The organism is Acetobacter suratthaniensis, assembly GCF_017377745.1.
GTDB lineage: Bacteria > Pseudomonadota > Alphaproteobacteria > Acetobacterales > Acetobacteraceae > Acetobacter > Acetobacter suratthaniensis.
The window spans coordinates 68395-90822 of record NZ_JAFVMG010000001.1 but is presented as its reverse complement, the minus strand read 5'-3'; the positions used below and the strand labels follow the sequence as shown (position 1 = coordinate 90822).

Genomic DNA, 22428 nt, shown 5'->3' with positions numbered 1-22428 from the left:
TTAGCTTGGAGCGCAGCCCTGCGCGCCAACATGCAGCCTGTACAGTGTTGACCCCGCACACATGAACAGCCAGTCGCGCTCCGGCCCTGCAAACGTCAGGTTGGATACGCCCTGCGGTAGCCGAATCCGGCCGATAAGCTGCCCTTCGGGGTTGAAAACAAACACCCCGCTCCGGCCCGGCGAACCACTGACCCCACACCAGATATTGCCGTAAAGATCAGCCCGGATTCCATCGGGCATCATCTGCTCGCCCTCAAAACGCATGTTGGTGAACAGACGTGGGTTGGATAGGGGCAGTTCTTCTGCGTGCAGGTCGAACACATGCACCGACAGGTCTCCATCCTGCCAGACATGCTCTTTGGCGTGGCCTTTGCCGTGCCGTCGGACATGCTGCGCCTGCCGGGCTGCAGAGGTCACATACAGGCGTGAAAAGTCTGGCGAAAAACACAGACCATTCGGATCGACAAGCTGCTGCTGGTTCAGCACCACATCAATGCGCCCGGAAGCATCAACCCTAAAGGTATGATCCTGCGGGACAACAGCCTGCCCCTCCGGCACCTGTACGGGGCGCGGGCCAGACCCCGCAGGCCCGGCTACGGGGTCGGTAAACCAGATACTGCCATCCGGGTGGGCGATGACATCATTAGGAGCATTGAGCGGCTGCCCTTCAAAACGATCCGCCACCACATGCACAGAGCCGTCATGCTCCCAGCGGATCACCCGGCGCAGGACATGCTCGCAGGTGATCTGCCGCCCCTGATAGTCAAAAACGCTACCACTGGCATGATAGGATTCAGGCCGGAAAAGCGTAACCTCGCCCGTTTCCCAGACATAGCGATACTGATGGCTGGTGGCCGTGTCGCTGAAGAGAAGATAGCGCCCCTGCGCCGACCAGGCCGGGCCTTCAAGCCACTGACCATGCCCCCAGACACGCTCCACCACTGCATTGCCAGCAAGCAGGCCGCGAAAAGCGTGGTCAAGCACGATCACTTCCGCATCGGGGGCGGGGCTATGGGTTGCACCCCATACCCGGGCATGAGGCGCTGGATCGGGCTGGCGGGTTTCAGGCGCATCGGCTGCGGCCCGTGCGCCGGGCAACCGCAGCGCCGCACAGGATAACCCCGCCACCCCCGCAAGCATGGCCCGCCGCCCAAGAGCTTTGTCAAACGATGCAGCCATTCGCATTTTCCTGGCCCGTTACCACGCCGTTAAACGTTATTCAGGGGCTGTAAGCCGTGTTCAGGACGGGGCCAGAACCTCATCGGGTTCCACACCCCAGAGCGCCTGCCGGGGCAACCAGCCATTATACTGATGCACCGATACACGGCACCAGCCAGAACCCTGCGGACATTCCTTGATGGAGCCAACCGTGCCGGGCTGAAGCACCGCCACAATCGCACCGGCCTGATCCGCCGTGGCGCGCAGCATGACCCCGCCGGCAACATGCGCGGCTTCTTCAGGGGTTGCGGCGCGCGCGACCTCGCGGCTGTCCATATGACCTGCCGATGGCGGGTTATCACCGTTCTGATCACCCTTGGCAGGAATGGGCGCCTGATCACCCGGCGCTTCGCCCGGTATCAGAAAATCGCGTCCGCCGGACAGGGTTGCCTGCTGCATCCAGCCTTTCTGCCCGGTCTGGTCTTCCACCAGACGCCAGACATCGAACTCACGCTCGACTTTCACAGGCATGCCGCGCCGGTGGTAAACCCACAGGATGGGAAAGCGCCGCCCCGGCCCGGCCCGCATGTTCACTTCATCAGATCGCAGGGCGGCATAACGCGGCAGCGGCAGGCCGGTAACGGTGCCTTTGCTCAGGTCTGGCGTGGCGGGAGCCTGCGCGGCCGCGGCGGCGGGGTCTGGCGTAGCCGCGGTTGCTGCTCCGGCTGCGGCCACCGCACCGGCCGCACCAGCAGCTCCGGCGGCGGCCACCGCCGCATGATGGTGCGGCTTTTCCGTATGGGCGGCTACCGCTGCGGCATGGCCATGATGGGCATGAGCCCCCTCTTTGGCACCGCTTTTGGCGTGGTGTTTCTTATCCGCCTTTTTTTCCGCCTTCGTGGACGCGCCGGTTTTGTGAGCGGTCTTTTTCACGCTGCCATGATGGGCCGTTTTCGCCGCATCGGCGCTGGCACTCTCAGCATGATGATGGTGGTGATGCTTGGCGGCCTTGCCTGCGTCCGTAGACGCCGTGGCAGCCTGCGCACCGCAAGGCAGAACGGCCAGCCCCGTTACACAGGCCAGCAAAGCGCAGCGCAGCCGCCCGCTACGGGGCAGGCTGACTGAAAACGGAAAGGAACGGATAACTGTCATGCCTGCATCCCTGCCAACAGAGCCGCGCCGGAGCAAGAGGGCTTTCCCTGCTCTGGATCAAAAACCTGCACACAGCACCTTACCCGATGCCGCATGCCCTAGAATAACAGCCTAGAATACAAGCTGACGCGCAGTACCCGCACAGTCCATGAATGTCGGCAGACCGACAACCCGCACCCCTTCAATGAGGTCCTGCGCACCAAGATTCATCGCTTTCAGCCCGGAGTCGCACACCATCATGCGGGCACCCATTTCCTGTATGGCCTCGCGGAGCACTTCCACACCGGCCACACCGGCATTCAACCGACCGGCCTCACCCTGCGCATGATCAGGCACCCCCTCCCATGAACGACAGAAAGCGCCGACACCGCTCCCCATACCAAACAGGGTAACCGGCCGCCCCAGAGCCAGCGCCGTAGCGGCCAGCATAAACGCTGCGTGCAGGCGCTCGTAGCGGGCTTCAACCAGCAGCAGGGCAAGGGCTTCAGGTTCTGCATCCTGCGCCCCAGTTGCAAAAGTGGCCGAATCGTTCATGCCCGCACACCTGCCGCACCGCAGACAGGACAGGCCGGGTCCGCTGCCAGTTTCAGTTCAGAAAAACGCATGGACAGGGCATCCCACATCAACAGTCGTCCGTCCATGGAGGTGCCGATACCCGTTACTTCCTTCAGCGCCTCGGTGGCCTGCAATGTACCCATCACACCTGTTATCGCCCCGAGCACCCCCGCATCACCGCAGGTGGGAATGGCGCTATCATCGCCCTCATGCGGGGGGTAAAGGCAGGCGTAACAGGGGCCACCAAGCTGGGGCCGGAAGGTGGAAAGCTGACCACCAAAACGCTGCGCCGCCGCTGAAATCAGGGTTTTGCCCTGCCGCACACAAGCCTCGTTGACCAGATAGCGCGTTTCAAAATTATCGCAGCCATCGCAAACCAGATCATAACGCGAGACCAGATCCGCCACGCCTGCGGCATCAAGGCGCATATCCCATGTTTCCACAACGATTTCAGGGTTAAGCGCCCTCAGCCGTTCGCGAGCGGAGTCCACCTTCTTGTGCCCTACTGCTCCGGTAACGTGCAGAATCTGACGCTGGAGGTTGGAAAGCTCCACCACATCATTATCCACCAGCCCTATACGCCCGACACCCGCTGCCGCCAGATACAGGGCAACAGGCGAGCCAAGCCCGCCTGCGCCCACCACCAGAACCGAGGCGTTTTTGATGGCCATCTGCCCTGTGCCACCCAGTTCAGCCAGAAGGATATGGCGCGAGTAACGATGAATCTCGCTCTCGGTAAGATCAATGCTCATCGGCCCCGCCTCCTGCCCGCCCGAATACCGGGCCTGACATCATATTTCTGTAATAACAAGCCCTGAACCATGATGTTATCCTCGCATCTGCTCGGGCATCTGGGTTATAAGTGTTGCTCACAACACATGGAAGGAATGCACACATGGCACTCCCCTCCCGGTCGGGGCTTCTCTCCCGGCAAGCTCGCATGCCCCGGCATCAGGCTGCACGCCGGGCCTGTGTCTGCTCGGCTCTGCTTGCGCTGGGGCTTTATGTGGCATCACCCTTCATCACGCTGTTTTGCGTCGCGGAAGACCTGCAAACCCACGACATGACGGCTCTTGGCCGTATTATCAACTGGGGTTCGCTTGATACCTCGATCCGGCAGCAGGCACTGGCGGGGCTGCATCTTGATACCCAGCCCCCTGCCGATGAACTACCCGAATTCGGCAATTCTTTCGCAAGCACCGCCGTGTCCAACGCGGTGGATCAGAGCGTAAATTCGGCCAATCTTGGCACACTGGTCGATCAGGCTCTGCCTGCCATTCCGCCAGAAGCTGCCCCCACGCTGAGCCTACACGGCCTGACAACATTGCTGCACCAGACTTCGCTGCGTTTTGCCCGGCTGGACTGTTTTGTGGCGGAATTACCCATACCCGGCCACGCAGATGAAACACCCCTGCGTGTTGAGCTGCGTATTCAGAGCTGGCGCTGGAAAATCACCAACGTGACATTCCCCGTTGCACAGTCGCGCACACTTCAGGCATCCGGCCCGGCACCTGCACGCGCAGCCTAAAAGCGCTCCGGCGGCCCGCTATCGGGCACGCCGCCGAATCTGCCGCTTTATTTTGCGGGCGGCAGATCTTCTTCCAGCACCACCATGTTGATGGCGTAGCTGACGTCACCATCTTCATCATCACGGTGAACGGTGCCAATCACTTCGCCATTCACCGAGAGTTCAACCGACATACCCGCACGCGGCGCAGGGTTGACTGTCAGATCCTTCGAACCCAGCAGGCGGCGCAGAGCTGTCTGCAGACGAGTGATTTCAGAAGCAGAGAGAGAAGCGTTCATCGTCGTCCATTCCTTGCAGGCATTACGGGCGATCCGCACTGTCGCGGCCGCCTCACCTGTGTTGCATACGTGTGGGCCCAACAAGGCGCACAAACCAGCAGCGACAGTATTTCTGAAAAAACCGACACCCCGGCCCCGTGCGCGCACTGTCTGGCCTGTCGCGCCCGCTATAATCTGCCCGCGCCGCTGCCGCAACCTTTCCGCACCCCTGCCTTTCCGTGGCCATTTTCTCCCGCCCAACTAACGTGGACGTGAAAACCCTCTGAAAAGGAAAGCCTGCTTGTCGTTTCTCCGCCGTCTGTCCACTGCGGCTCTTCTCAGCCTGACCATGGGCCTGTGCCTGCTGGATGCACACACCACGCTCCACCAGCCTGCATCGTCCCCGGCACTGATCGAAGCCCGCACTCAGGAACACGCCGGGCAGGCCCTGCATACAATTTCGCAGGATATTGCCAGCAACGGCGCAGCCCCCACGGCGCGTGCACTCTCGCAGCAAAATGGCTGGCAGAACGTAACCAGAGCGCTCGCACTGGGGCAGCCTGAAGTTGCCCCGGTCTTATCCAGCCTGATCCCTGCAAGCAGTAGCCAGACCACCGCGCTGCTGCGCCGGAGCATGAAAACCGCCCTGCCGCACCACCCCTCCGTGGTGCTGAGCGCCCTGCGCGAACAGACCGACAGCCCCGTTGCCCCGCGCGATGTCTGCTCGGCCAAAGGCATGAGCCGCACATGGCGCAAAAACGCCACGCAGGCCGTCGCCACCGTGCACGATATCCGCCTGAGCAGCCGGGCCAGACAGTGCCTGAGCCTGCTGCAAAACGGCTGATTTTTGCTGTTTTTTAATTCTGTTGTCGTATTCGACACAGGGGTGGAAAAAAAATCGGATAAACGCTTAGTGATACCCAACACGCAATCGCGATATGACATATTAGCATTGCGTGAAACAATATGGATATAAGTCATTCATAAATTGAATGACAGTCGCGCCTCAAAGACAAAAATAAAAGAAGAGACCACGACCTATGTTCATTCCCTGCGGTATCCCTCCCGGTTTTTCCCGCCCACCCCGCAGTTTTTCCAGCCGTACCGTATCAAGCCAGAGGGCCGTCTGGATTGTGCTTGTCAGCACATCTGCCTTTACCATGCTGCATTGTGCACCCGCGCAGGCTGAAACCGCGCCGCACGCGGCGCATCTGAGCTACCCGCACACCACGGCGCAGGAAACCATACCACCCGCCCCTACAACCACCACCACCCCAGCAGCGCAAAGCACGACCGTAACCCTCAAACCCGCCGCCACAAGCAGCGATGTTGAGGTAAAAGCCCCCGTTGTGAACTGGAACAGCTCCAGCTTTCTGCCACCGCTGAGCAGCCGCCCTGAAGCCTACGGCCAGCCGCAGACACTCGAACTCAAGCCCCTGCCCTCCGCCCTGCTGCATCAGGGGCCGTGGGGAGTGTTCAACTCCAATACAGGGGCTGCGGCCGGTTTTGGCACGGTGGGGTATTACGCCGTCTCACGCTGGGCGGAAGACTGGTCGGATCTGCGCGACAAGCGTAACCGTATCGACGCGATGGATGTGCTGAAATACATCCCCTTCAACGATAAGGGGGATATTTACCTCTCGCTTAGCGGTAACTTCCGCCAGCATAATTTCTACGATCAGCGCGCAGGATTCGGGGCGACCAAGAAAGACCCCGCCTATCGCAACAACTACCGCTGGAACGTAGGGGCTGACCTGCATCTGGGCGAGCATGTGCGCCTGTATGGCGAACTGATGAGCGGCCAGGCGGCTGGTATCAACTACTATGGGTATGCGGGTGGCCGCTGGCGCAGCAGGCTGGATGCCCAGCAGGCCTTTGTGGAAGTGCGCGGCCGGGTGCTGAACGCAACCGTGGGCGGCATGGCCGGGCGTATGACCTTTCTGGATGCACCGCCCTACTTCACGGCGGGTAGCGTGTATCCGTCGCTGCCCTATTCATGGAATGGCCTGCGCGGCTACGCCTTTTGGAAAAACTTCCGCGTGGATGGTTTTTACCTGACCCAGACCGATACAACGCCCTCGGCCATGTTCCATGACAAGGTTGGCTGGAAAACACGCCTGTTCGGGGTTTACACCTCATACGCGCTGCCCAAGTTCACTTTCCTTGAGCGCAACAGCCAGATTTTTGTGGACACGTTCTACCTTGGCTTCATTCTGGCCAACAACCCCATGCCCACAGCGACTTCGGGCGTATCGGTTGCAGGTTCGACCCACCGCGATACACCCGGGGTGCGAATCTGGGGTAATGCCGGGCCGATCGAGTTCTCGCTTGGAGCCATGTGGCAGGGAGGGGAGTTCCGTCCCGCCAATAACGCGCCAAGCAGGAGCGTGTCAGCCTATGCGCTGGACGCCACCATTTCATGGCGTTTTGCCCACTGGCCCGGCCATCCTGCTATCGGCATTCAGGCCGACGATGTCTCGGGCGGCAACCTCAATGGCAGCAAAACCTCCACATGGGGTGGCTTCATGTCGCCATTCGTGCCCAGCGCCTACTATCTGGACATGAGCACCTATATCGGCCAGTCGAACATCATCACCGTTGGCCCCATCGCCACCATAACGCCAACACCCAACACAACCTTGCTGCTGAAAGTGCCTGCCGTTTGGCGTAACAATACAAACGATGTGGTGTACCCCAACGGGCTGACCTACTATAATTTCCGCCCGCACGGGGGCTACACGGCCACCCTGCCACAGGCGAGCTTTACCTGGCGCGCAACCCGTCACGTCACGCTGAGCCTTGATGGGGAATACATCTTTGCCTCGCGCAGCATGATCAAGGCGGGAGCATCCTCCGGGGCGTTCGTGCAGAGCAATCTTGAACTGACGTTCTGACCCCGCACCCGGTGCGCGGTACAGACAAGGCGCCCGATCCGTCGTATCTGACACAAACGGAGCGGGCGCCCATAATGGCGCCCCAGCCTGTGTTTATACATGGGTTTTGATCAGGCCAGTTGAGGGCAAACCGCATGACCGTCTCTCCCCACCACCGGGAAATCACCCTGCGTGGCCTGATTCTGGGGGCGCTGATCACGGTCGTTTTCACCGCATCCAATGTCTATCTTGGCCTGCGCATCGGGCTGACCTTCGCCTCGTCTATTCCTGCTGCTGTCATTTCCATGGCGGTGCTGCGCCTGCTGGGGCGGGGCACCATACTGGAAAACAATATGGTGCAGAGTCAGGCCTCGGCGGCGGGTACGCTGTCCTGCGTGTTCGCCACCTTTCCGGGGCTTGTCATGGCGGGGTACTGGCACAGCTTTCCGTTCTGGCAGACGGCCGGGCTGTCTCTGGCAGGCGGGGTGCTGGGCGTACTGTTTACCATCCCGCTCCGCCATGCACTGGTCACCCGTAGCGCGCTGCCCTACCCTGAAGGCGTAGCGGCTGCCGAAATCCTGCGTGCCGGAGCCGAGGCACAATCCGGGCAGGGTTTGCGGGCCTTACTGGCAGGTGGGCTTGTTTCCGCTGTGCTGTCTTTCGCCACAAGCGCGCTCCGGCTTCTGGCTGACGGCATCACACTCACAGCCAGCGCAGGCACGGCTGTTTTCCAGTTTTCAGCCAGTTTTTCTCTGGCCCTTGTGGGGGCCGGATATCTGGTCGGGCTGGCCGGTGGGCTGGCCATGCTAACAGGTGGCGTGCTGGCCTGGGGTATAGGCGTGCCGTGGCTGAGCAGCCACACACCCAACCCGGCCCACCTGCCCGCCGCCGCTTTTGCCCATGACCTGTGGCTACACAAAATCCGCTTTATCGGCGCGGGCAGTATTGCCGTGGCATCGCTATGGACACTGGTGGAACTGCTCCCCCCCGTCCTGAACGGGATCAGGCAAAGCCTGCGCCCCGCAAAGGGTACGACCGCCACGCATGAGCGCGACCTCTCACCGTGGAGCATGGCCGCTCTGCTGGCTGTCTCCGCCTTTGGGCTTTGGTGGTTTTTCAGGGATTTTCTTGGCCCCATGACAACGGGTGCAGGCGCACTGGTCGGGGCTGCGGTGCTGTTCTGTATCGTCTTCGGTTTTCTGATGGCCGCAGCCTGCGGCTACATGGCGGGCATTGTCGGCTCCTCCTCATCGCCCATATCAGGCATTATCATTGTAGGAGCCGTACTGAGCGCACTGATGATTCTGGGGCTTGAAGCACTGGGGCTGGTTCCTCCCGCCCTGATGGCCAACGAGCAGAAACTGGCCACGGCCTTCACTATTCTGGTGCTCTCGGCCATTACGGCCACCATCGCCATTTCCAACGACAACTTGCAAGACCTCAAGACCGGCCAGCTTGTTGGGGCATCGCCATGGAAACAGGAGGCGGTGTTGATCGTGGGCTGTGTCGTTGGCTCTCTGGTTATCCCGCCGGTGCTCAACCTTCTGTATCAGGCTTATGGGTTTGCAGGCGCTATGCCTCGCCCCGGCATGGACCCGTCCCGAGCACTGTCCGCCCCGCAGCCCGCCTTGATTACGCTCATAACGCAGGGGATTTTTTCCGGCACGCTGGACTGGAGCATGCTGGGAGCGGGGCTTGTACTGGGCTGCGTGCTGGTGGCCGTGGACAGGCTTTTGCGCCGCCGTGGCCTGTCGCTGCCACCGTTGGGCGTTGCGGTCGGGTTGTATCTCCCTGCCTCCACCAGTCTCACACTGGCAGGCGGTGCGGTTCTGGGGTGGGCCTTGCGCACATGGGCCAGACGCAGCGCTGCACAGGAGAGCGAAACACAGGCCAGCCAGACACGTGGCACCATGCTGGCCTCTGGCTTTATCGTGGGGGAAAGCCTGACGGGCGTGGCCGTTGCGGCATTCTCTGGTGCGCTGGGACACGATGATGCGCTGTCCATTGCCTCCACCCTGCCTACCGCTGCGCCAGACCTGCTTGGGGTGCTGGCATTTTGCGCGGCCTGTGCGTGGTTTGCCCGCAGGCTTATGGGCCAGCGCAATCGGACAGTCTCGCCATAAGGTGAAGGTAAAGTGCGCCTTACCCCTCGCCTTTGGGCTCAAAGCGGGGCAAAAACGCGCCGATATGCCACACAGGAGAAAGGCCCCGCCATGCTGCTGAACGTGATTGAACGCAGCCCCGAACCCCCGACAGCCCCCGTGCTGCCGCCTGTCGTGCTGCTTCATGGCCTATTTGGCCGCGCCCGCAACCTCGGTTTTGTGCAACGCCGCCTGTCTGCCTCCCGCCGCACACTGGCCATGGACCTGCGCAACCACGGTGCCAGCCCGCATGGCCCCATGAGCTACCCGGTGATGGCGGCGGATGTGGCCGAAACCATGCGCCAGCACCACGCCCTACCCGCCGCCGTGCTGGGCCACTCCATGGGGGGCAAAACCGCCATGATGCTGGCCCTGACCCAGCCCGAAGCGGTGCGCTGCCTGATTGTGGTGGATATTGCGCCCGGTCAGGGCGGGTTTGACAGCCTCGACCTGCCGCAGGGGCTGGAAACCCTGCATTTTCCAGCCCATCTGGACCTGCATACCGCCAATGACCTGCTGCGCCCGCTGATAGACAAGGATGCGGTGCGCCAGCTCATGGTGCAGAACATGCGTCTGGGCGATAATCCGGGCTGGGCTATCGGGCTTGAGGACATACAGGCCGCCCTGCCTACTCTGATGGCATGGCCCACCCTGCCCGCAGATGCCTGCTACACTGGCCCCACCCTGTTCATACGCGGGGAGCAGTCACGCTATATCCAGCCCGAAAACGAACCAGCCATGCGCCGCCTGTTTCCCAACCACCGGCTTGAAAGCATTGCCGGAGCTGGCCACTGGGTTCATGCCGATGCACCGCAGCGCTTCTGCCAGCTTGTAGACAATTTTCTGGCCGAGCACTAAGCGCCAGCCCCCAATTTGGGGGCTGGAAACCCAAACCCGGCGTTACAGGGGAGCAAGCGGCAGGCCCGCAAGGGCGCGGGCGACAGCTTCGGCCATACGGATACCATCCATACCCGCCGAGAGAATACCCCCCGCATAGCCTGCCCCTTCACCCGCCGGGTACAGGCCCGGCGTGTTGACGGACTGCCCCGTATCGTCACGCGGAATGCGCAGGGGAGAGGATGTGCGGGTTTCCACCCCGGTCATGACCGCATCATCCATCGTGTAACCTTTAAGCTTGCGATCAAAATGCGGCAGGGCTTCACGCAGGGCCTCCACCACAAAATCCGGCAGGCAGGTGGCAAGGTCCGTGGGCGTTACCCCCGGCCGGTAGGACGGCACGACATCCCCCAGTGAAACCGATGGCCGCCCGGCCAGAAAGTCGCCCACGCGCTGGGCTGGCGCCCGATAGTCGCCCCCACCCGCGACAAAAGCCTGCTTTTCCCAATGACGCTGGAACGCCACCCCTGCCAGCGGGTCATCGGGGTAATCCTCTCCAGGGCGGAGTTCCACCACAATACCGGAATTGGCATTCCGCTCGGCGCGCGAATACTGGCTCATGCCATTGGTCACCACCTGTCCTTCTTCCGAAGTGGCGGCCACCACTGTCCCGCCCGGACACATGCAGAACGAATACACCCCACGCCCGTTGGCCGCATGATGCACCAGCCGGTATTCCGCCGCCCCCAGAAGGGTGTTGCCTGCGGCACCGCCAAACTGCGCCGTATCAATCACGGATTGCGGATGCTCGATCCGCACCCCCATGGAAAACGGCTTGGCCTGCATGGTAACGCCCTGCTCGTTCAGCATGGCAAAGGTATCGCGCGCACTATGGCCCACGGCGAGAATGACATGCCCGCTTTCCACCACATCGCCATTAGCCAGACGCACACCCTGCACGCGGCGGGTACCGGGTTCTAGCAGCAGCTCTTCCACCCGTGACTGGAAACGGTATTCCCCGCCTGCGGCTTCGATCTCGCTTCGGATATGCTCCACCATGCTGACAAGGCGGAACGTGCCGATATGCGGGTGGGCAAGGGTCAGAATATCCTCCGGCGCACCGGCTTTGACAAACTCCTCCAGCACCTTGCGGCCCAGAAAGCGCGGATCGCGCACCTGACTGTACAGCTTGCCATCGGAAAAGGTGCCTGCCCCGCCTTCGCCAAACTGCACATTGCTTTCCGGTGTCAGAACCGAACGCCGCCACAGAGCAAAAGTATCCACCGTGCGCTCACGCACGGCCTTACCGCGTTCAAGCAGCAGGGGCCGCAGGCCCATGCGGGCCAGAATAAGGGCAGCCATAAAACCGCATGGCCCCGCGCCCACTACAATGGGCCTACGGTAGCCCGGCTGGGCTGCCAGGGCCGCACCGTCTTCAACCGGGGCGATCCAGCGCATGTCAGGGGCAATCTGCACATGGGAATCACGCGGGTGGGCCTGCCGGTAACGCGCCAGTACGGCGGCCTCGTCACGCACGGCGCAGTCCACCGTATAGACAAGCACAATAGCGGCACGGCGGCGGGCGTCATGCCCACGCTTGAAAACACTGAAATGCTCAAGAGCCTCGCGCCCGATATCCAGCCGGGTGCAAATGGCGTGTTCAAGAGCCTCAGTCGGGTGATCCAGCGGCAGGCGTAGTTCGGTCAATCGCAGCATGGGACGGTTCTATCATCCATAAAAACTGACAGGGTAAAACTGCGCCATCCCTAGTCGCAAAGCCCCCTCGGGTGCAACGCCCGACAGGCTGGACCTTATTCCGGCCTGCATGCGCGGCCACCATGCCCCGCGCATGCCCCCCTTGTAGCCGCCCGCAAAGGGCGGGATACAGGACAACACGCCCCCACAGCCCCTTTCCGGCTGACAAACCCCGAGGCATGACCATGTCCCAGCCCCCCGCGCCGCCCGCCCCCGGACAGCCGGCCTCCACCCACGCCAACAGCCACACCCATACGCCACTGGCGGAGCACACGCCCGATGCGGAGTCGGGTGGGCATGACCACACGGACGCACATGGGCATAACCACGATCATGACCCACATGACGACGGGAATGACCACCACCACGAGCACGAACACGAGCACGACCATGGCCACAACCACGGGCATGGGCATGGGCATGGGCATTCTCATGCCCCCACATCGTTCGGCCGGGCCTTCGCAATCGGTATGGTGGCCAACATTCTCTATCTAACGCTTGAAGCCATCTGGGGTACGCTGTCGCACTCGCTCTCCCTGCTGGCCGATGCAGGCCATAACCTGTCCGATGTCATGGCGCTGGGGGCGGCGTGGCTGGCGCATGTGCTGTCGCAAAGGGGGCCATCCGCACGCTTTACCTACGGGCTACGGCGCTCCTCCATCCTGACAGCACTGGCCAATGCCCTTGTGCTCATGCTGGTAACGGGGGGCGTTGCATGGGAGGCGATCCTGCGCCTTCTCTACCCACACGGGGCCGAACCGATGGGCGGCACCATGATGGTGGTGGCGGCCTTCGGCATTGTGGTCAATGGCGCAACGGCCCTGCTTTTTGCCTCCGGCCAGAAAGAAGACCTGAACGTGCGTGGCGCTTTTGCGCATCTGATGGCCGATGCCCTGACATCGCTTGCCGTGGTCATTGCGGGCGGTCTGGTGCTGCTGACCGGGCTGAGCTGGATCGACCCCGCCATAAGCCTTGGCATTTCGATTGTGGTGGTGATCAGCACATGGTCGCTTTTGCGGGATTCGCTGGACATGGCACTGGATGCCGTACCCCGCTCGGTTGATACCGCAGCCCTTGAAGCCACCCTGCGCGCCCTGCCCGGGGTTGCCGACCTGCATGACCTGCATGTATGGCCCCTGAGCACCACAGAAACCGCGTTAACGGTGCATCTGGTCAGCCAGTCAGACACACAGAACGCAGCACTTCTGACACAGGCGATTGAAATCCTGCGCACACGCTTTGCCATCGCACACCCCACCGTGCAGATCGAAAGCGCCGCCTATGCCCCCTCATGTCACCTGACAGACCCCAACTCGGTCTGACTGCCGCCGCTGGAGCCTGCCCTCTCATGTCCCTGTTTGCTTTACCTGACAGCAACAAAGGCATTGCGCTGCTCAGCCTGCTGGTGAGCGTGCTGGCGCTGACACTCAAATACGCCGCCTACACTGTTTCGGGCAGCGTGGCCCTTGGCGCCGATGCAATGGAGACCATTATCAACGTTGTCTCCGCTGCGGGGGGGCTTTGGGCGTTGGGCATTGCTGAACGCCCGGCGGATCACAACCACACCTACGGACATTACAAGGCAGAATACCTGTCTGCCGTGGCTGAAGGCACGCTGGTGGTGATGACAGCCTTCCTGATCGGGCGCGAGGCTATCGAGGGCTGGCTGTCGCCACATCCCGCTCTGGCACCGTGGTCGGGGCTGGCGCTCAACGCCGCAGCCACCGTGCTCAATCTGATCTGGGGGCTGACCATGTTGCAGGCGGGGCGCGCGCGCCGCTCCCCTGCCCTTGTGGCGGGTGGACAGCATGTGCTGTCCGATGTCTGGACGGGCGTTGCTCTGGTCATAGGCGTGGCCCTTATTCCCATAACCGGCTGGGCGCGGCTTGATGCGCTGCTGGCAGGGTTTGTGGCGCTGAACGTGCTGCGCGTGGGCTGGGAAGTCATGCGCGAATCCATTGCCGGGCTTATGGATCAGGCCCCTGATGGCGCAACCCTTGACCAGATCCGCGATATTATCGCCGCCAACGGACAGGGCGCGATTGAAGCCCATGACATCCGCACCCGTATTGTGGGGGCCATGACGTTTCTGGACTTCCATCTGGTGGTGCCGGGCAGCATGAGTGTGGAACAAGCGCACGATATCTGTGACCGCATCGAAGCGGGCCTGCGTGCGCAGATGGGCAGCACACTGGTGCATATCCATGTGGAGCCTGACCGTCTGGCCAAGCACGAAGGCATAGTCTTCTGGCCCCGGCCTGCAACCCCACCCACAGGAGCCCCCGCAAACGGGCGAACCTAACCCACCCCCACAAGCCTGAAGGCCCGCACGCATGAAACCTTTGCCATGCCGGGACAGATGCGGCTATGGGGGGAAACCCGGACAGACCCGGCCGCGTTTTCGGCCCGGTTACCGGCGTAGTTTCCATCAGGCGGACCCGACCCATGCACCCCAGCGTGAACACCACGCTCGAATCCCTTCATCAGTTCCGTGATCTGGCCAGAAACGGCACACTGAACTGGCGGCGCAAGCTCATCTACTGGTCGGGCGCGGTTCTGGTCGGCCTTGTTGCGGTGGGCTTTGCCGAACTGGCTGATGCCGCCAGCCATATTCGCGCCCGCATCACGCATGTCAGCCCGCTGCTGATGCTGGTGGTCGCGCCTCTGGGGCTGGCCCTGTCCACATGGCTGACACGCAAGTGGTTCCGTGGTGCGCAGGGCAGCGGCATTCCGCAAGCCATTGCCTGCCTGCACCTGCACGACATGGTGCTGGTTGACCGGATACTGGCCATACGGATTGCACTGGCCAAGATTTTTCTGACCTGTCTGGGGCTGCTGGCTGGCGCTTCCATCGGGCGCGAAGGCCCGACCGTACAGGTGGGGGCCTCTATCATGCACATGGTGGGGCGGCAGGCGGGTATGACCAACGTGACGGGTATCCACGCCCTTATCAAGGCGGGTGGGGCCGCCGGGGTTGCCGCCGCCTTCAACACCCCGCTGGCGGGGATCGTGTTCGGCATTGAGGAACTGGCCCGTTCGTTCGAACAGCGCACCAGCGGCACCATGCTGACCTGCGTGGTGATTTCAGGTGTGACGGCCATCGCCCTGATGGGCAACTACACCTATTTCGGCCACACCTATTCCGCCGTGCCGGTAGGGGCAAGCTGGCTGGCCGTGCTAGCCTGCGGTGTGCTGGGCGGACTGAGCGGAGGCATGTTTTCCGCCCTGCTGGTGCGGGTCTCACGCGGGGTGCCGGGACGACTGGGAGCGTTCATCAGCCGCCGCCCGGTTCTGTTCGCGGCTCTGTGTGGTCTTGTGCTGGCGGTGATCGGCCTTGTATCCGATGGCATAACCTATGGCACCGGCTACACACAGGCACGCGACATCATCATGGGTTCGGATCAGTATCCGGCCTATTATTTCGTGCTCAAGCTGCTGGCCACCTTTGTTTCCTACTGCTCGGGCATTCCGGGCGGGCTGTTCGCGCCTTCGCTGTCCATCGGGGCTGGCATGGGCGGGTGGGTGGCGCAGTTTCTGCCCCATACAGCCCCCGGCGCCGTGGTGCTGCTGGGTACGGTTGCCTATTTTTCCGCCGTAACACAGTCCCCCCTGACAGCGACCGTCATTGTCATGGAAATGTGCGACAATCAGCAGATTACCTTAGCCCTGATGGCCAGCGCCTTTCTGGCTTTTGGGGTCTCGCGCGCCCTGTGCAGCCACGCCCTGTATGGCGCGCTGGCCGTGCGGTTCCTGCGCACGACCAGTGCCGGGCATAAAAACGCGCCTCCGGCTCCACGGCCCGAGTCCTCCTCTCCCGCAAACCGCTGAGGCGACACCCCGCAGGCCCATGATGCGCGCCTGCGCGGGCGGGGTCTCTGGTTTCCATCCGCGCGCTGTCCTATATGACACCCATAACGCAGCCAGAACGGAGGGTTCTCCCATGTCCGATGTATCCGGTATTTCCGCCGACAGCTCTCAGGCCGACGAGCCAGATAACCGCGTGCCTGTCACTGTCCTGACCGGCTTTCTGGGAGCGGGCAAGACCACGCTGCTGAACCATATCCTGACCGCCGAACACGGCCGCAAATATGCGGTTGTCATCAACGAGTTCGGAGAACTCGGTGTGGATAACGACCTCGTGGTGGACGCCGACGAGGAAGTGTTTGAAATGAACAACGGCTGCATCTGCTGCACCGTGCGCGGCGACCTGATCCGTATCCTGAACGGGCTGATGAAGCGGCGCGGCAAATTTGATGGTGTCATTGTTGAAACCACAGGTCTGGCCGACCCCGCCCCTGTGGCACAGACCTTTTTCGCGGATGAAGACGTGCGCGAAAAAGCCCGACTGGATGCCGTGGTAACAGTTGTTGATGCCTACAACGTGCTGGCCACGCTGGAAGAAAGCCCCGAAGCGCGCGACCAGCTCGCTTTTGCGGATGTCATTATCCTCAACAAAACCGATCTGATGGACGAAGCCGGGCTTGCCCGCGTGGAAGAAACCATCCGCCGCCTGAACAGTGCGGCCCCCATCCACCGCGCACGCAAGGGTAATGTCAAACTGACCGATGTGCTGGATCGGGGCGGGTTTGATCTGGCCCGTGTGCTTGAATCCAGCCCCGATTTTCTGGAAAACCCCTCGCACGAGCATGAGGAAGACATCTCCAGCGTATCGCTGGTGGTGAAAGAACCACTCGATGCAGGCCGCTTCCAGATGTGGGTCAGCGCACTGCTTCAGGAAAAAGGGGCTGACATCCTGCGCACCAAGGGGATTCTCAACTTTGCGGGCCAGCCCGACCGCTTTGCGTTTCAGGCCGTGCATATGATGGCGGATGGCGATGCCATCGGGCCGTGGAAAGCGGATGAACCCCGCGAAAGCCGCCTTGTCTTCATTGGCCGCAACCTCAACCGGCCCCAGCTCCGCCGTGGGCTTGAAAGCTGCATTGCCGCATGAGCACGCTGCATGAAAACGCCATAGCGCCACACGGCCTGATTGACAGCCGGGGCGGTGTGCGGGTGGTCGAAGGCGAAATTACCGACTGCGTGGCCACGCGCGATTCCAGCCGTCTGGCTTTTTCCACGGTGGAAGGCGATATAATCATCCTGCACCGTGAAGACGTGCGGAGCCCGGCAAGCTGGACATCTCACGCCGTGCATGATGGCCCGGCTCTGAGCCTGTGCGCCGACACACTCCCCGACTGCCTGCTGAGCGGTGGAGATGACGGGCGCCTGTGCCGCCTTGACCCCTCGGGCGAAATTGAGGAACTGGGCAAGGGGCGGCGCTGGGTTGAGCATGTGGCAACCTATGTCGATCCCAAAATGGCGCTGGTGGCCTCTGCTTCGGGCAAGGTGGTGGAACTGCGCGATGCCACGGGCCGCACCGTTACCCGCTCGCTCGAACACCCCTCTACAGTGGGCGGCATGGTGTTTGACCCGCGCGGCAAGCGCATTGCGGTTTCGCACTACAATGGCGTGTCGGTGTGGTTCACCCAGTCCAAGGATGGCAGCCCCCGGCTGCTGGAATGGAAAGGCAGCCATCTGGGCATTGCCATGCACCCGCAGGGCGAAGCCGTGGTGACCGCCATGCAGGATAACGACCTGCACGGCTGGCGCCTGTCTGACGGCCACAACATGCGCATGAGCGGCTACCCGACCAAGGTACGCTCGATGGCGTTCTCGCGCGATGGCAAATGGCTGGTCACGGGCGGTGCCGATGTGGTGGTCATGTGGTCGTTTACCGGCAGCGGCCCTATGGGCAAGCCCCCGGTGGAACTGCCCGGCTCGGGTGGTGCGCTCTGCACCCGCGTGGCCTGTCACCCCACGCAGGATGTTGTAGCCGCAGGCTTTGCCGATGGCTCGGTGTTGATGATTGATATCGAAACCCGCCGGGTTCTGCCGGTTTCGCTCGGTCAGGGTGGAGCCGTGACCGCCCTTGCCTACAGCCCGGATGGCTGCATGCTGGGCTTTGGCACCGAGGAAGGTCTGATCGGGGCTGTAACGCTGGCCTCGGAATAAAGCCTACATTTAACCTGCTGGCAGCCTGCCGTTTTTTACAGCGCTGCCAGCACCTTCAGCGGCAAAAGCCGCGACAGCCTGCGCCACATGCTCTGGCTGTTCAAGCTGGGGCAGATGCCCGGTCTCCTCAAGCAACAGGCCATGCGGGGGCCGCACCAGCGCCTCCGAGGCTGGCAGCGGCAGCACTGAATCCTCCCGTCCCCAGATAATCTGGCAGGCAACCGGACTGGCCCGCAGCACCGCACGCAAATCCGCCGCCTGCACCCCTCCGTCAAAACAAGCCTGCGCCACATGCCGCAAGGCCGCGCGCACACCCGGCCGGTTCAGCCCCGCCAAAAGCGCCTGCGCTGCCTGCCGCCCCACAAGCCCTTTGGCATACACCGCCATATCCATCGCTGCGCGCAGGGCTTCGGGCGTGGTGGCCTGCACAAAGGCCTCGATAAACGCAATGTTGACAGTGCGCCCCAGCCCGGCAGGAGCCAGCAGGGAAAGCGCCTGCACATTCTCAGGCTTATGTGCCAGCAGGCTCAACGCCACGCCCCCACCAAGCGAATGCCCCACGACATGCGCGGCGGGCACATCCAGTGCTTCCATCAGCCCTGCGGTAACGCCAGCGAAAAACCCCACCGATCCATCCCCCACCGCAATAGAGGATTGCCCATGCCCCGGCAGGTCAAAGGCAATAACAGGCCGTATGCGTGCCAGAGCGGGGCTGACAAGCTGCCAACTGGCAAGACTGCCGCCAAACCCATGCACCAGCAGAAAAGGCGCACCAGTCTGCTCTGTCCGCTGGCGCTCCATGCCGGATACTCTGACACACAGGGTATGCGCCCCGACCTGAACATGGCTGACGCCATCACGCATGTTCAGTAGCCCCGCACGGGGTCATAACGCAGGGGCACGTCCTCGCCACGTTCAAGCGCGTGAAGGGTCTGCACAACCTGTCTGGCACGCACAGGGCGTGAGGCCTCGGAGGCAATATGCGGGGTGATGATCGCCCGTGGCGCACGCCACAGCGCAGAATCGGCCGGGAGGGGTTCATGGTCAAAGACATCAAGCACCGCGCCGTGCAGCACGCCTTCTTCCAGTGCGCGCAGCAGGTCGGCTTCCACCACAATCGGGCCGCGCGCTACATTGACCAGCCCCGATGGCTGGCGCAACTGCTGCAACAATTCGTAGGTGATCAGGCCGCGTGTCTGATCCGTTTCCGGCAACAGGCAGACCAGCACATGACATTCCGTCACAAAAGCTGTCTGCTGGCCCTCTCCCCAGAAACAGGTAACCCCTTCAATCTCATGCTGGCTGCGGCTCCAGCCCAGCACGTCAAACCCTGCGGCCACCAGCCTGCGGGCCACTACCTCTCCCAGACTGCCAAGCCCCATAACGCCCACACGCAAATCGGACGACAGCAGGGGCGCGCATTCCCGGCGCACCCATTGTGCCGCCGCCTGCGCCGCCTGCCAGCGCGGCACATCACGCAACAGCGACAGCACGGCCCACAGCACGTAATCGGCCATCTGGCCACGGGTCTGCTCCTCGCCCATGCGGATCAACGGAATACTGCGCGACCATGAAGGATCGGACACCACATGATCCACCCCGGCCGCAACACTGAGGATAGCGCGCAGGTTCGGCATAGCGGCCAGCCGCCCCGGCTCGGGTTGCCAGACCAGCGCATAGTCTATCCGTGCCGGGTCGAGGGTGGGGTCATCCCACTCCCTGACCTCCAGTTCGGGCATAAGCTCGGCAAACAGCGCCTTCCACTGAGGAAAAACCCGGCTGCCCCCTGCCTTCACCACCAGACACGTCATGTACCCGCTCCGCTTTTGCCCTACCCGACCGCACACCCCCGGCACGCTCAGGTGCCAAAGTCAGGACAGCATGGCTGACGTTTGTTTTAAACACCAGTCTTCACCCCGCAGGGTAGGCAGGCACTGACAAGCTCACTAATGTGAGGGCGCGGCCTTTCCTCTTTCTGGAGATAATCAGTGCCTATCCGTCCAGCCCGTTCCTTCTTCCGCAATGCCCTGCTTGTCTCCCTTCTGGCGAGTGCAGCCTGCCTGCCTGCCCATGCCCAGTCCGGCTCAGCCTCTGGCAACACGTCCGATACCCCGACACCCGCCCCCACCACGACAACGGAAAACCCGTTCGGCCCGTGGGGGGTTGATCTGGCCGGGCGCGATCTGGCCGTGCAGCCGGGCAATAATTTTTTCCGCTACGCCAACGGCACCTATCTCGACCACCTGCATATTCCCGCTGACATGACGAGCTATGGCCCGTTCAACGCGCTGGCCGAGCTTTCACGCGCACGCGTTCGCAGCATTCTTGATGATCTGTCGGCCCACCCGGTGCAGACACCGCGCACCACGGAAGAAAAACTGGGCACCTTCTATGCGTCCTTCATGGACACCGCCGCCATCGAAGCCCAGGGCACACACCCCCTGCAGGCTGATCTGGAAGCCGTGCGCGCCATCCGCGACATGAAGGATTTCGCCCGCCTTGCTGGCACATCATCCGAAGGGTTCCAGTTTTCGCCCTTCTCGCTGGGGATCAACCCCGATGCCAAAGACCCCACGCGCTACGCGCTCAATCTGGATCAGAGCGGGTTGGGCCTGCCCGATCGTGACTATTACCTGAAGCCCGAATTCGCCGCGAAAAAGAAAGACTATCAGACCTATATCGAAAAAGCCCTGACACTGGCGGGCTGGCCCACACCAGCAAGTGCCGCGGCAGCCATCATCACGCTGGAAACCCGGCTGGCCGAGGCGCACTGGGCACGGGCTGACCTGCGTGATCCGCAAAAAACCTATAACCCCATGACACTCGCCGAGCTGGAAAGTCAGGCCCCCGGTTTTGAATGGGCGCTGTGGCTCCAGAGTGCCGATATTCCGCAGCAGAATATCGCCAGCCGCGCCATTATCGTAGGCGAACCCTCCGCCATTACGGGCGAGGCCCGCGTGCTGGCCGCCGCCAGCCCCGAGACGCTTCAGGCGTGGATGGCATTCCACCTTGTGGATTCCGCCACGGCGTCCCTGCCCGAAGCGTTTGAACAGGCACGCTTTGCCTTTACCCGCTCCCTGACCGGACAGCCCGAACTGCCTCCGCGCTGGAAGCGGGGGGTAACCGCCACCAGTTCCGCTATGGGTATGGCGCTGGGCAAGGTTTATGTGCAGCGCTACTTCCCGCCCGAAAGCCGCGCAGCCATGCAGAAGCTGACTGCAGACCTCAAAAACGCCTTTCGTGTGCGCCTGCGCAACAATACGTGGATGAGCGGCCCCACCAAGGAAGCCGCGCTGCACAAGCTGGAAAACTTTGAAATTCAGGTAGGCTACCCCAATACGTGGCGCGACTACCGCGGCCTTGTCGTGCGCCGGGGCGATGTGTACGGCAATGCCCGCAACGCTATCGCCTATGAATGGCGCTACTGGCTGGAGCGGCTCGACCGCCCGGTTGACCGCAACGAATGGGACATGACACCCCAGACCGTCAACGCCTACAACAACCCGCTCTTTGTTGAGGTCGTGTTCCCTGCTGCCATTCTTCAGCCCCCCTTCTTCAACCCCAAGGCAGACCCTGCGGTTAATTACGGGGCCATTGGCGGGGTTATCGGGCATGAAATGACCCATTCCTTCGACGATGAAGGCCGCCAGTTCGATGAACATGGTCGCCTGAAGGACTGGTGGACAAAGGAAGATGCCGAACGCTTCCAGAAACTGGCCGACCGTCTGGGTGCGCAGTACGATGCCTTTGAAGTGCTGCCCGGCCTGCATGTGAACGGCAAGCTGACCATGGGCGAGAACATTGCCGATCTGGGCGGGCTGACACTGGCGCTGGACGCCTATCACGCTTCGCTTGGCGGCAAAGAAGCCCCGGTACTGGACGGGTTGACCGGCGACCAGCGCGTATTTCTGGGCTGGGCGCAGGTCTGGCGTGAAAAACTGCGTGATGACACCATCCGCCGTCTGGTGGTGACAGACCCGCACTCCCCCCCACAGGCCCGTGTGAACATTCCCATGCACAATATCGACTTCTGGTACGAGGCATGGAAAGTGCAGCCGGGGGCCGCGCTCTACCTGCCGCCCGATCAGCGCGTCAAGATCTGGTAACGCGTAACGCACAAGAACGGCCCGCCCCTTGCCCCGTGCAACTTCCCTGTGGCA

General features: G+C 62.2%; 19 protein-coding genes. 11 read left to right on the top strand and 8 right to left on the bottom strand.

Going from position 1 to position 22428, the window contains the following annotated elements; genetic code table 11:
• From J2D75_RS00455 to J2D75_RS00440, 4 genes are all read right to left on the bottom strand, one after another.
• Entirely contained in the window at positions 1 to 1179 is a 1179-nt protein-coding gene (locus J2D75_RS00455; protein WP_207851732.1) for an SMP-30/gluconolactonase/LRE family protein, read from the bottom strand.
• 60 nt (positions 1180 to 1239) lie between these two features.
• Positions 1240 to 2310: an SH3 domain-containing protein gene (locus tag J2D75_RS00450; protein WP_207851730.1), complete on the bottom strand. Its 1071-nt coding sequence runs from the start codon at positions 2308 to 2310 to the stop codon at positions 1240 to 1242.
• A 111-nt stretch (positions 2311 to 2421) separates the two neighbouring features.
• A complete protein-coding gene (locus J2D75_RS00445; RefSeq protein WP_207851728.1) occupies positions 2422 to 2844 on the bottom strand; it encodes a DsrE family protein in 423 nt (140 codons plus the stop codon).
• Positions 2841 to 3617 (bottom strand): HesA/MoeB/ThiF family protein, encoded by a 777-nt coding sequence (locus J2D75_RS00440; RefSeq protein ID WP_207851726.1) that lies wholly within the window; start codon positions 3615 to 3617, stop codon positions 2841 to 2843. Before J2D75_RS00440 ends, J2D75_RS00445 begins: the two co-directional genes overlap by 4 nt.
• Positions 3618 to 3760: 143 nt before the next feature.
• Here J2D75_RS00440 and J2D75_RS00435 point away from each other — a divergent pair, with 143 nt between their 5' ends.
• Positions 3761 to 4393: a DUF2939 domain-containing protein gene (locus tag J2D75_RS00435; RefSeq protein WP_207851724.1), complete on the top strand. Its 633-nt coding sequence runs from the start codon at positions 3761 to 3763 to the stop codon at positions 4391 to 4393.
• Positions 4394 to 4440: 47 nt separating this feature from the next.
• Here the strand turns inward: J2D75_RS00435 and J2D75_RS00430 are convergent, their stop codons facing one another.
• A complete protein-coding gene (locus J2D75_RS00430; protein WP_207851722.1) occupies positions 4441 to 4671 on the bottom strand; it encodes a DUF3126 family protein in 231 nt (76 codons plus the stop codon).
• Positions 4672 to 4951: 280 nt separating this feature from the next.
• Between J2D75_RS00430 and J2D75_RS00425 the strand changes: the two genes are divergently transcribed.
• The 4 genes from J2D75_RS00425 (at position 4952) to J2D75_RS00410 (ending at position 10522) form a co-directional block, all read left to right on the top strand.
• The gene (locus J2D75_RS00425; protein ID WP_207851720.1) at positions 4952 to 5494 is read left to right on the top strand and encodes a hypothetical protein; all 543 of its coding nucleotides are present in this window, start codon (positions 4952 to 4954) and stop codon (positions 5492 to 5494) included.
• A gap of 196 nt (positions 5495 to 5690) precedes the next feature.
• A complete protein-coding gene (locus J2D75_RS00420) occupies positions 5691 to 7544 on the top strand; it encodes an alginate export family protein (protein ID WP_207851718.1) in 1854 nt (617 codons plus the stop codon).
• 134 nt (positions 7545 to 7678) lie between these two features.
• On the top strand, positions 7679 to 9646 hold the full coding sequence (locus J2D75_RS00415) for an OPT family oligopeptide transporter (protein ID WP_207851716.1): 1968 nt from the start codon (positions 7679 to 7681) through the stop codon (positions 9644 to 9646).
• 90 nt (positions 9647 to 9736) lie between these two features.
• The gene (locus J2D75_RS00410; RefSeq protein ID WP_207851714.1) at positions 9737 to 10522 is read left to right on the top strand and encodes an alpha/beta fold hydrolase; all 786 of its coding nucleotides are present in this window, start codon (positions 9737 to 9739) and stop codon (positions 10520 to 10522) included.
• 42 nt (positions 10523 to 10564) lie between these two features.
• Here J2D75_RS00410 and J2D75_RS00405 read toward each other — a convergent pair whose 3' ends face one another.
• On the bottom strand, positions 10565 to 12217 hold the full coding sequence (locus tag J2D75_RS00405) for an NAD(P)/FAD-dependent oxidoreductase (RefSeq protein ID WP_207851712.1): 1653 nt from the start codon (positions 12215 to 12217) through the stop codon (positions 10565 to 10567).
• 224 nt (positions 12218 to 12441) lie between these two features.
• Between J2D75_RS00405 and J2D75_RS00400 the strand changes: the two genes are divergently transcribed.
• The 5 genes from J2D75_RS00400 (at position 12442) to J2D75_RS00380 (ending at position 18268) form a co-directional block, all read left to right on the top strand.
• Positions 12442 to 13578, top strand: a complete 1137-nt coding sequence (locus tag J2D75_RS00400) for a cation diffusion facilitator family transporter (RefSeq protein WP_243428365.1) — start codon at positions 12442 to 12444, stop codon at positions 13576 to 13578.
• Between the two features lie 26 nt (positions 13579 to 13604).
• Positions 13605 to 14558 (top strand): cation diffusion facilitator family transporter, encoded by a 954-nt coding sequence (locus J2D75_RS00395; protein ID WP_207851708.1) that lies wholly within the window; start codon positions 13605 to 13607, stop codon positions 14556 to 14558.
• A gap of 143 nt (positions 14559 to 14701) precedes the next feature.
• On the top strand, positions 14702 to 16084 hold the full coding sequence (locus tag J2D75_RS00390; RefSeq protein WP_207851706.1) for a chloride channel protein: 1383 nt from the start codon (positions 14702 to 14704) through the stop codon (positions 16082 to 16084).
• A 112-nt stretch (positions 16085 to 16196) separates the two neighbouring features.
• Positions 16197 to 17207: a CobW family GTP-binding protein gene (locus tag J2D75_RS00385; protein ID WP_207851704.1), complete on the top strand. Its 1011-nt coding sequence runs from the start codon at positions 16197 to 16199 to the stop codon at positions 17205 to 17207.
• A complete protein-coding gene (locus J2D75_RS00380) occupies positions 17204 to 18268 on the top strand; it encodes a WD40 repeat domain-containing protein (RefSeq protein WP_207851702.1) in 1065 nt (354 codons plus the stop codon). The genes J2D75_RS00385 and J2D75_RS00380 overlap by 4 nt, the downstream gene beginning before the upstream one ends.
• A 9-nt stretch (positions 18269 to 18277) precedes the next feature.
• Here J2D75_RS00380 and J2D75_RS00375 read toward each other — a convergent pair whose 3' ends face one another.
• Positions 18278 to 19132, bottom strand: a complete 855-nt coding sequence (locus tag J2D75_RS00375) for an alpha/beta fold hydrolase (RefSeq protein ID WP_207851700.1) — start codon at positions 19130 to 19132, stop codon at positions 18278 to 18280.
• 2 nt (positions 19133 to 19134) lie between these two features.
• A complete protein-coding gene (locus J2D75_RS00370) occupies positions 19135 to 20079 on the bottom strand; it encodes a 2-hydroxyacid dehydrogenase (RefSeq protein ID WP_207851699.1) in 945 nt (314 codons plus the stop codon).
• Between the two features lie 183 nt (positions 20080 to 20262).
• On the opposite strand from J2D75_RS00370, the gene J2D75_RS00365 reads away from it, so the two are divergent.
• Positions 20263 to 22374, top strand: a complete 2112-nt coding sequence (locus tag J2D75_RS00365) for a M13 family metallopeptidase (RefSeq protein ID WP_408736725.1) — start codon at positions 20263 to 20265, stop codon at positions 22372 to 22374.
• The last annotated feature ends 54 nt before the right edge of the window (positions 22375 to 22428 follow it).

Excerpts from the sequence above, each read along its gene's own strand:
- J2D75_RS00455 (WP_207851732.1), bottom strand. The coding sequence starts at position 1,179 with ATGGCTGCATCGTTTGACAAAGCTCTTGGGCGGCGGGCCATGCTTGCG.
- J2D75_RS00450 (WP_207851730.1), bottom strand. The coding sequence starts at position 2,310 with ATGACAGTTATCCGTTCCTTTCCGTTTTCAGTCAGCCTGCCCCGTAGC.
- J2D75_RS00445 (WP_207851728.1), bottom strand. The coding sequence starts at position 2,844 with ATGAACGATTCGGCCACTTTTGCAACTGGGGCGCAGGATGCAGAACCT.
- J2D75_RS00440 (WP_207851726.1), bottom strand. The coding sequence starts at position 3,617 with ATGAGCATTGATCTTACCGAGAGCGAGATTCATCGTTACTCGCGCCAT.
- J2D75_RS00435 (WP_207851724.1), top strand. The coding sequence starts at position 3,761 with ATGGCACTCCCCTCCCGGTCGGGGCTTCTCTCCCGGCAAGCTCGCATG.
- J2D75_RS00430 (WP_207851722.1), bottom strand. The coding sequence starts at position 4,671 with ATGAACGCTTCTCTCTCTGCTTCTGAAATCACTCGTCTGCAGACAGCT.
- J2D75_RS00420 (WP_207851718.1), top strand. The coding sequence starts at position 5,691 with ATGTTCATTCCCTGCGGTATCCCTCCCGGTTTTTCCCGCCCACCCCGC.
- J2D75_RS00415 (WP_207851716.1), top strand. The coding sequence starts at position 7,679 with ATGACCGTCTCTCCCCACCACCGGGAAATCACCCTGCGTGGCCTGATT.
- J2D75_RS00410 (WP_207851714.1), top strand. The coding sequence starts at position 9,737 with ATGCTGCTGAACGTGATTGAACGCAGCCCCGAACCCCCGACAGCCCCC.
- J2D75_RS00405 (WP_207851712.1), bottom strand. The coding sequence starts at position 12,217 with ATGCTGCGATTGACCGAACTACGCCTGCCGCTGGATCACCCGACTGAG.
- J2D75_RS00400 (WP_243428365.1), top strand. The coding sequence starts at position 12,442 with ATGTCCCAGCCCCCCGCGCCGCCCGCCCCCGGACAGCCGGCCTCCACC.
- J2D75_RS00395 (WP_207851708.1), top strand. The coding sequence starts at position 13,605 with ATGTCCCTGTTTGCTTTACCTGACAGCAACAAAGGCATTGCGCTGCTC.
- J2D75_RS00390 (WP_207851706.1), top strand. The coding sequence starts at position 14,702 with ATGCACCCCAGCGTGAACACCACGCTCGAATCCCTTCATCAGTTCCGT.
- J2D75_RS00385 (WP_207851704.1), top strand. The coding sequence starts at position 16,197 with ATGTCCGATGTATCCGGTATTTCCGCCGACAGCTCTCAGGCCGACGAG.
- J2D75_RS00380 (WP_207851702.1), top strand. The coding sequence starts at position 17,204 with ATGAGCACGCTGCATGAAAACGCCATAGCGCCACACGGCCTGATTGAC.
- J2D75_RS00375 (WP_207851700.1), bottom strand. The coding sequence starts at position 19,132 with ATGCGTGATGGCGTCAGCCATGTTCAGGTCGGGGCGCATACCCTGTGT.
- J2D75_RS00370 (WP_207851699.1), bottom strand. The coding sequence starts at position 20,079 with ATGACGTGTCTGGTGGTGAAGGCAGGGGGCAGCCGGGTTTTTCCTCAG.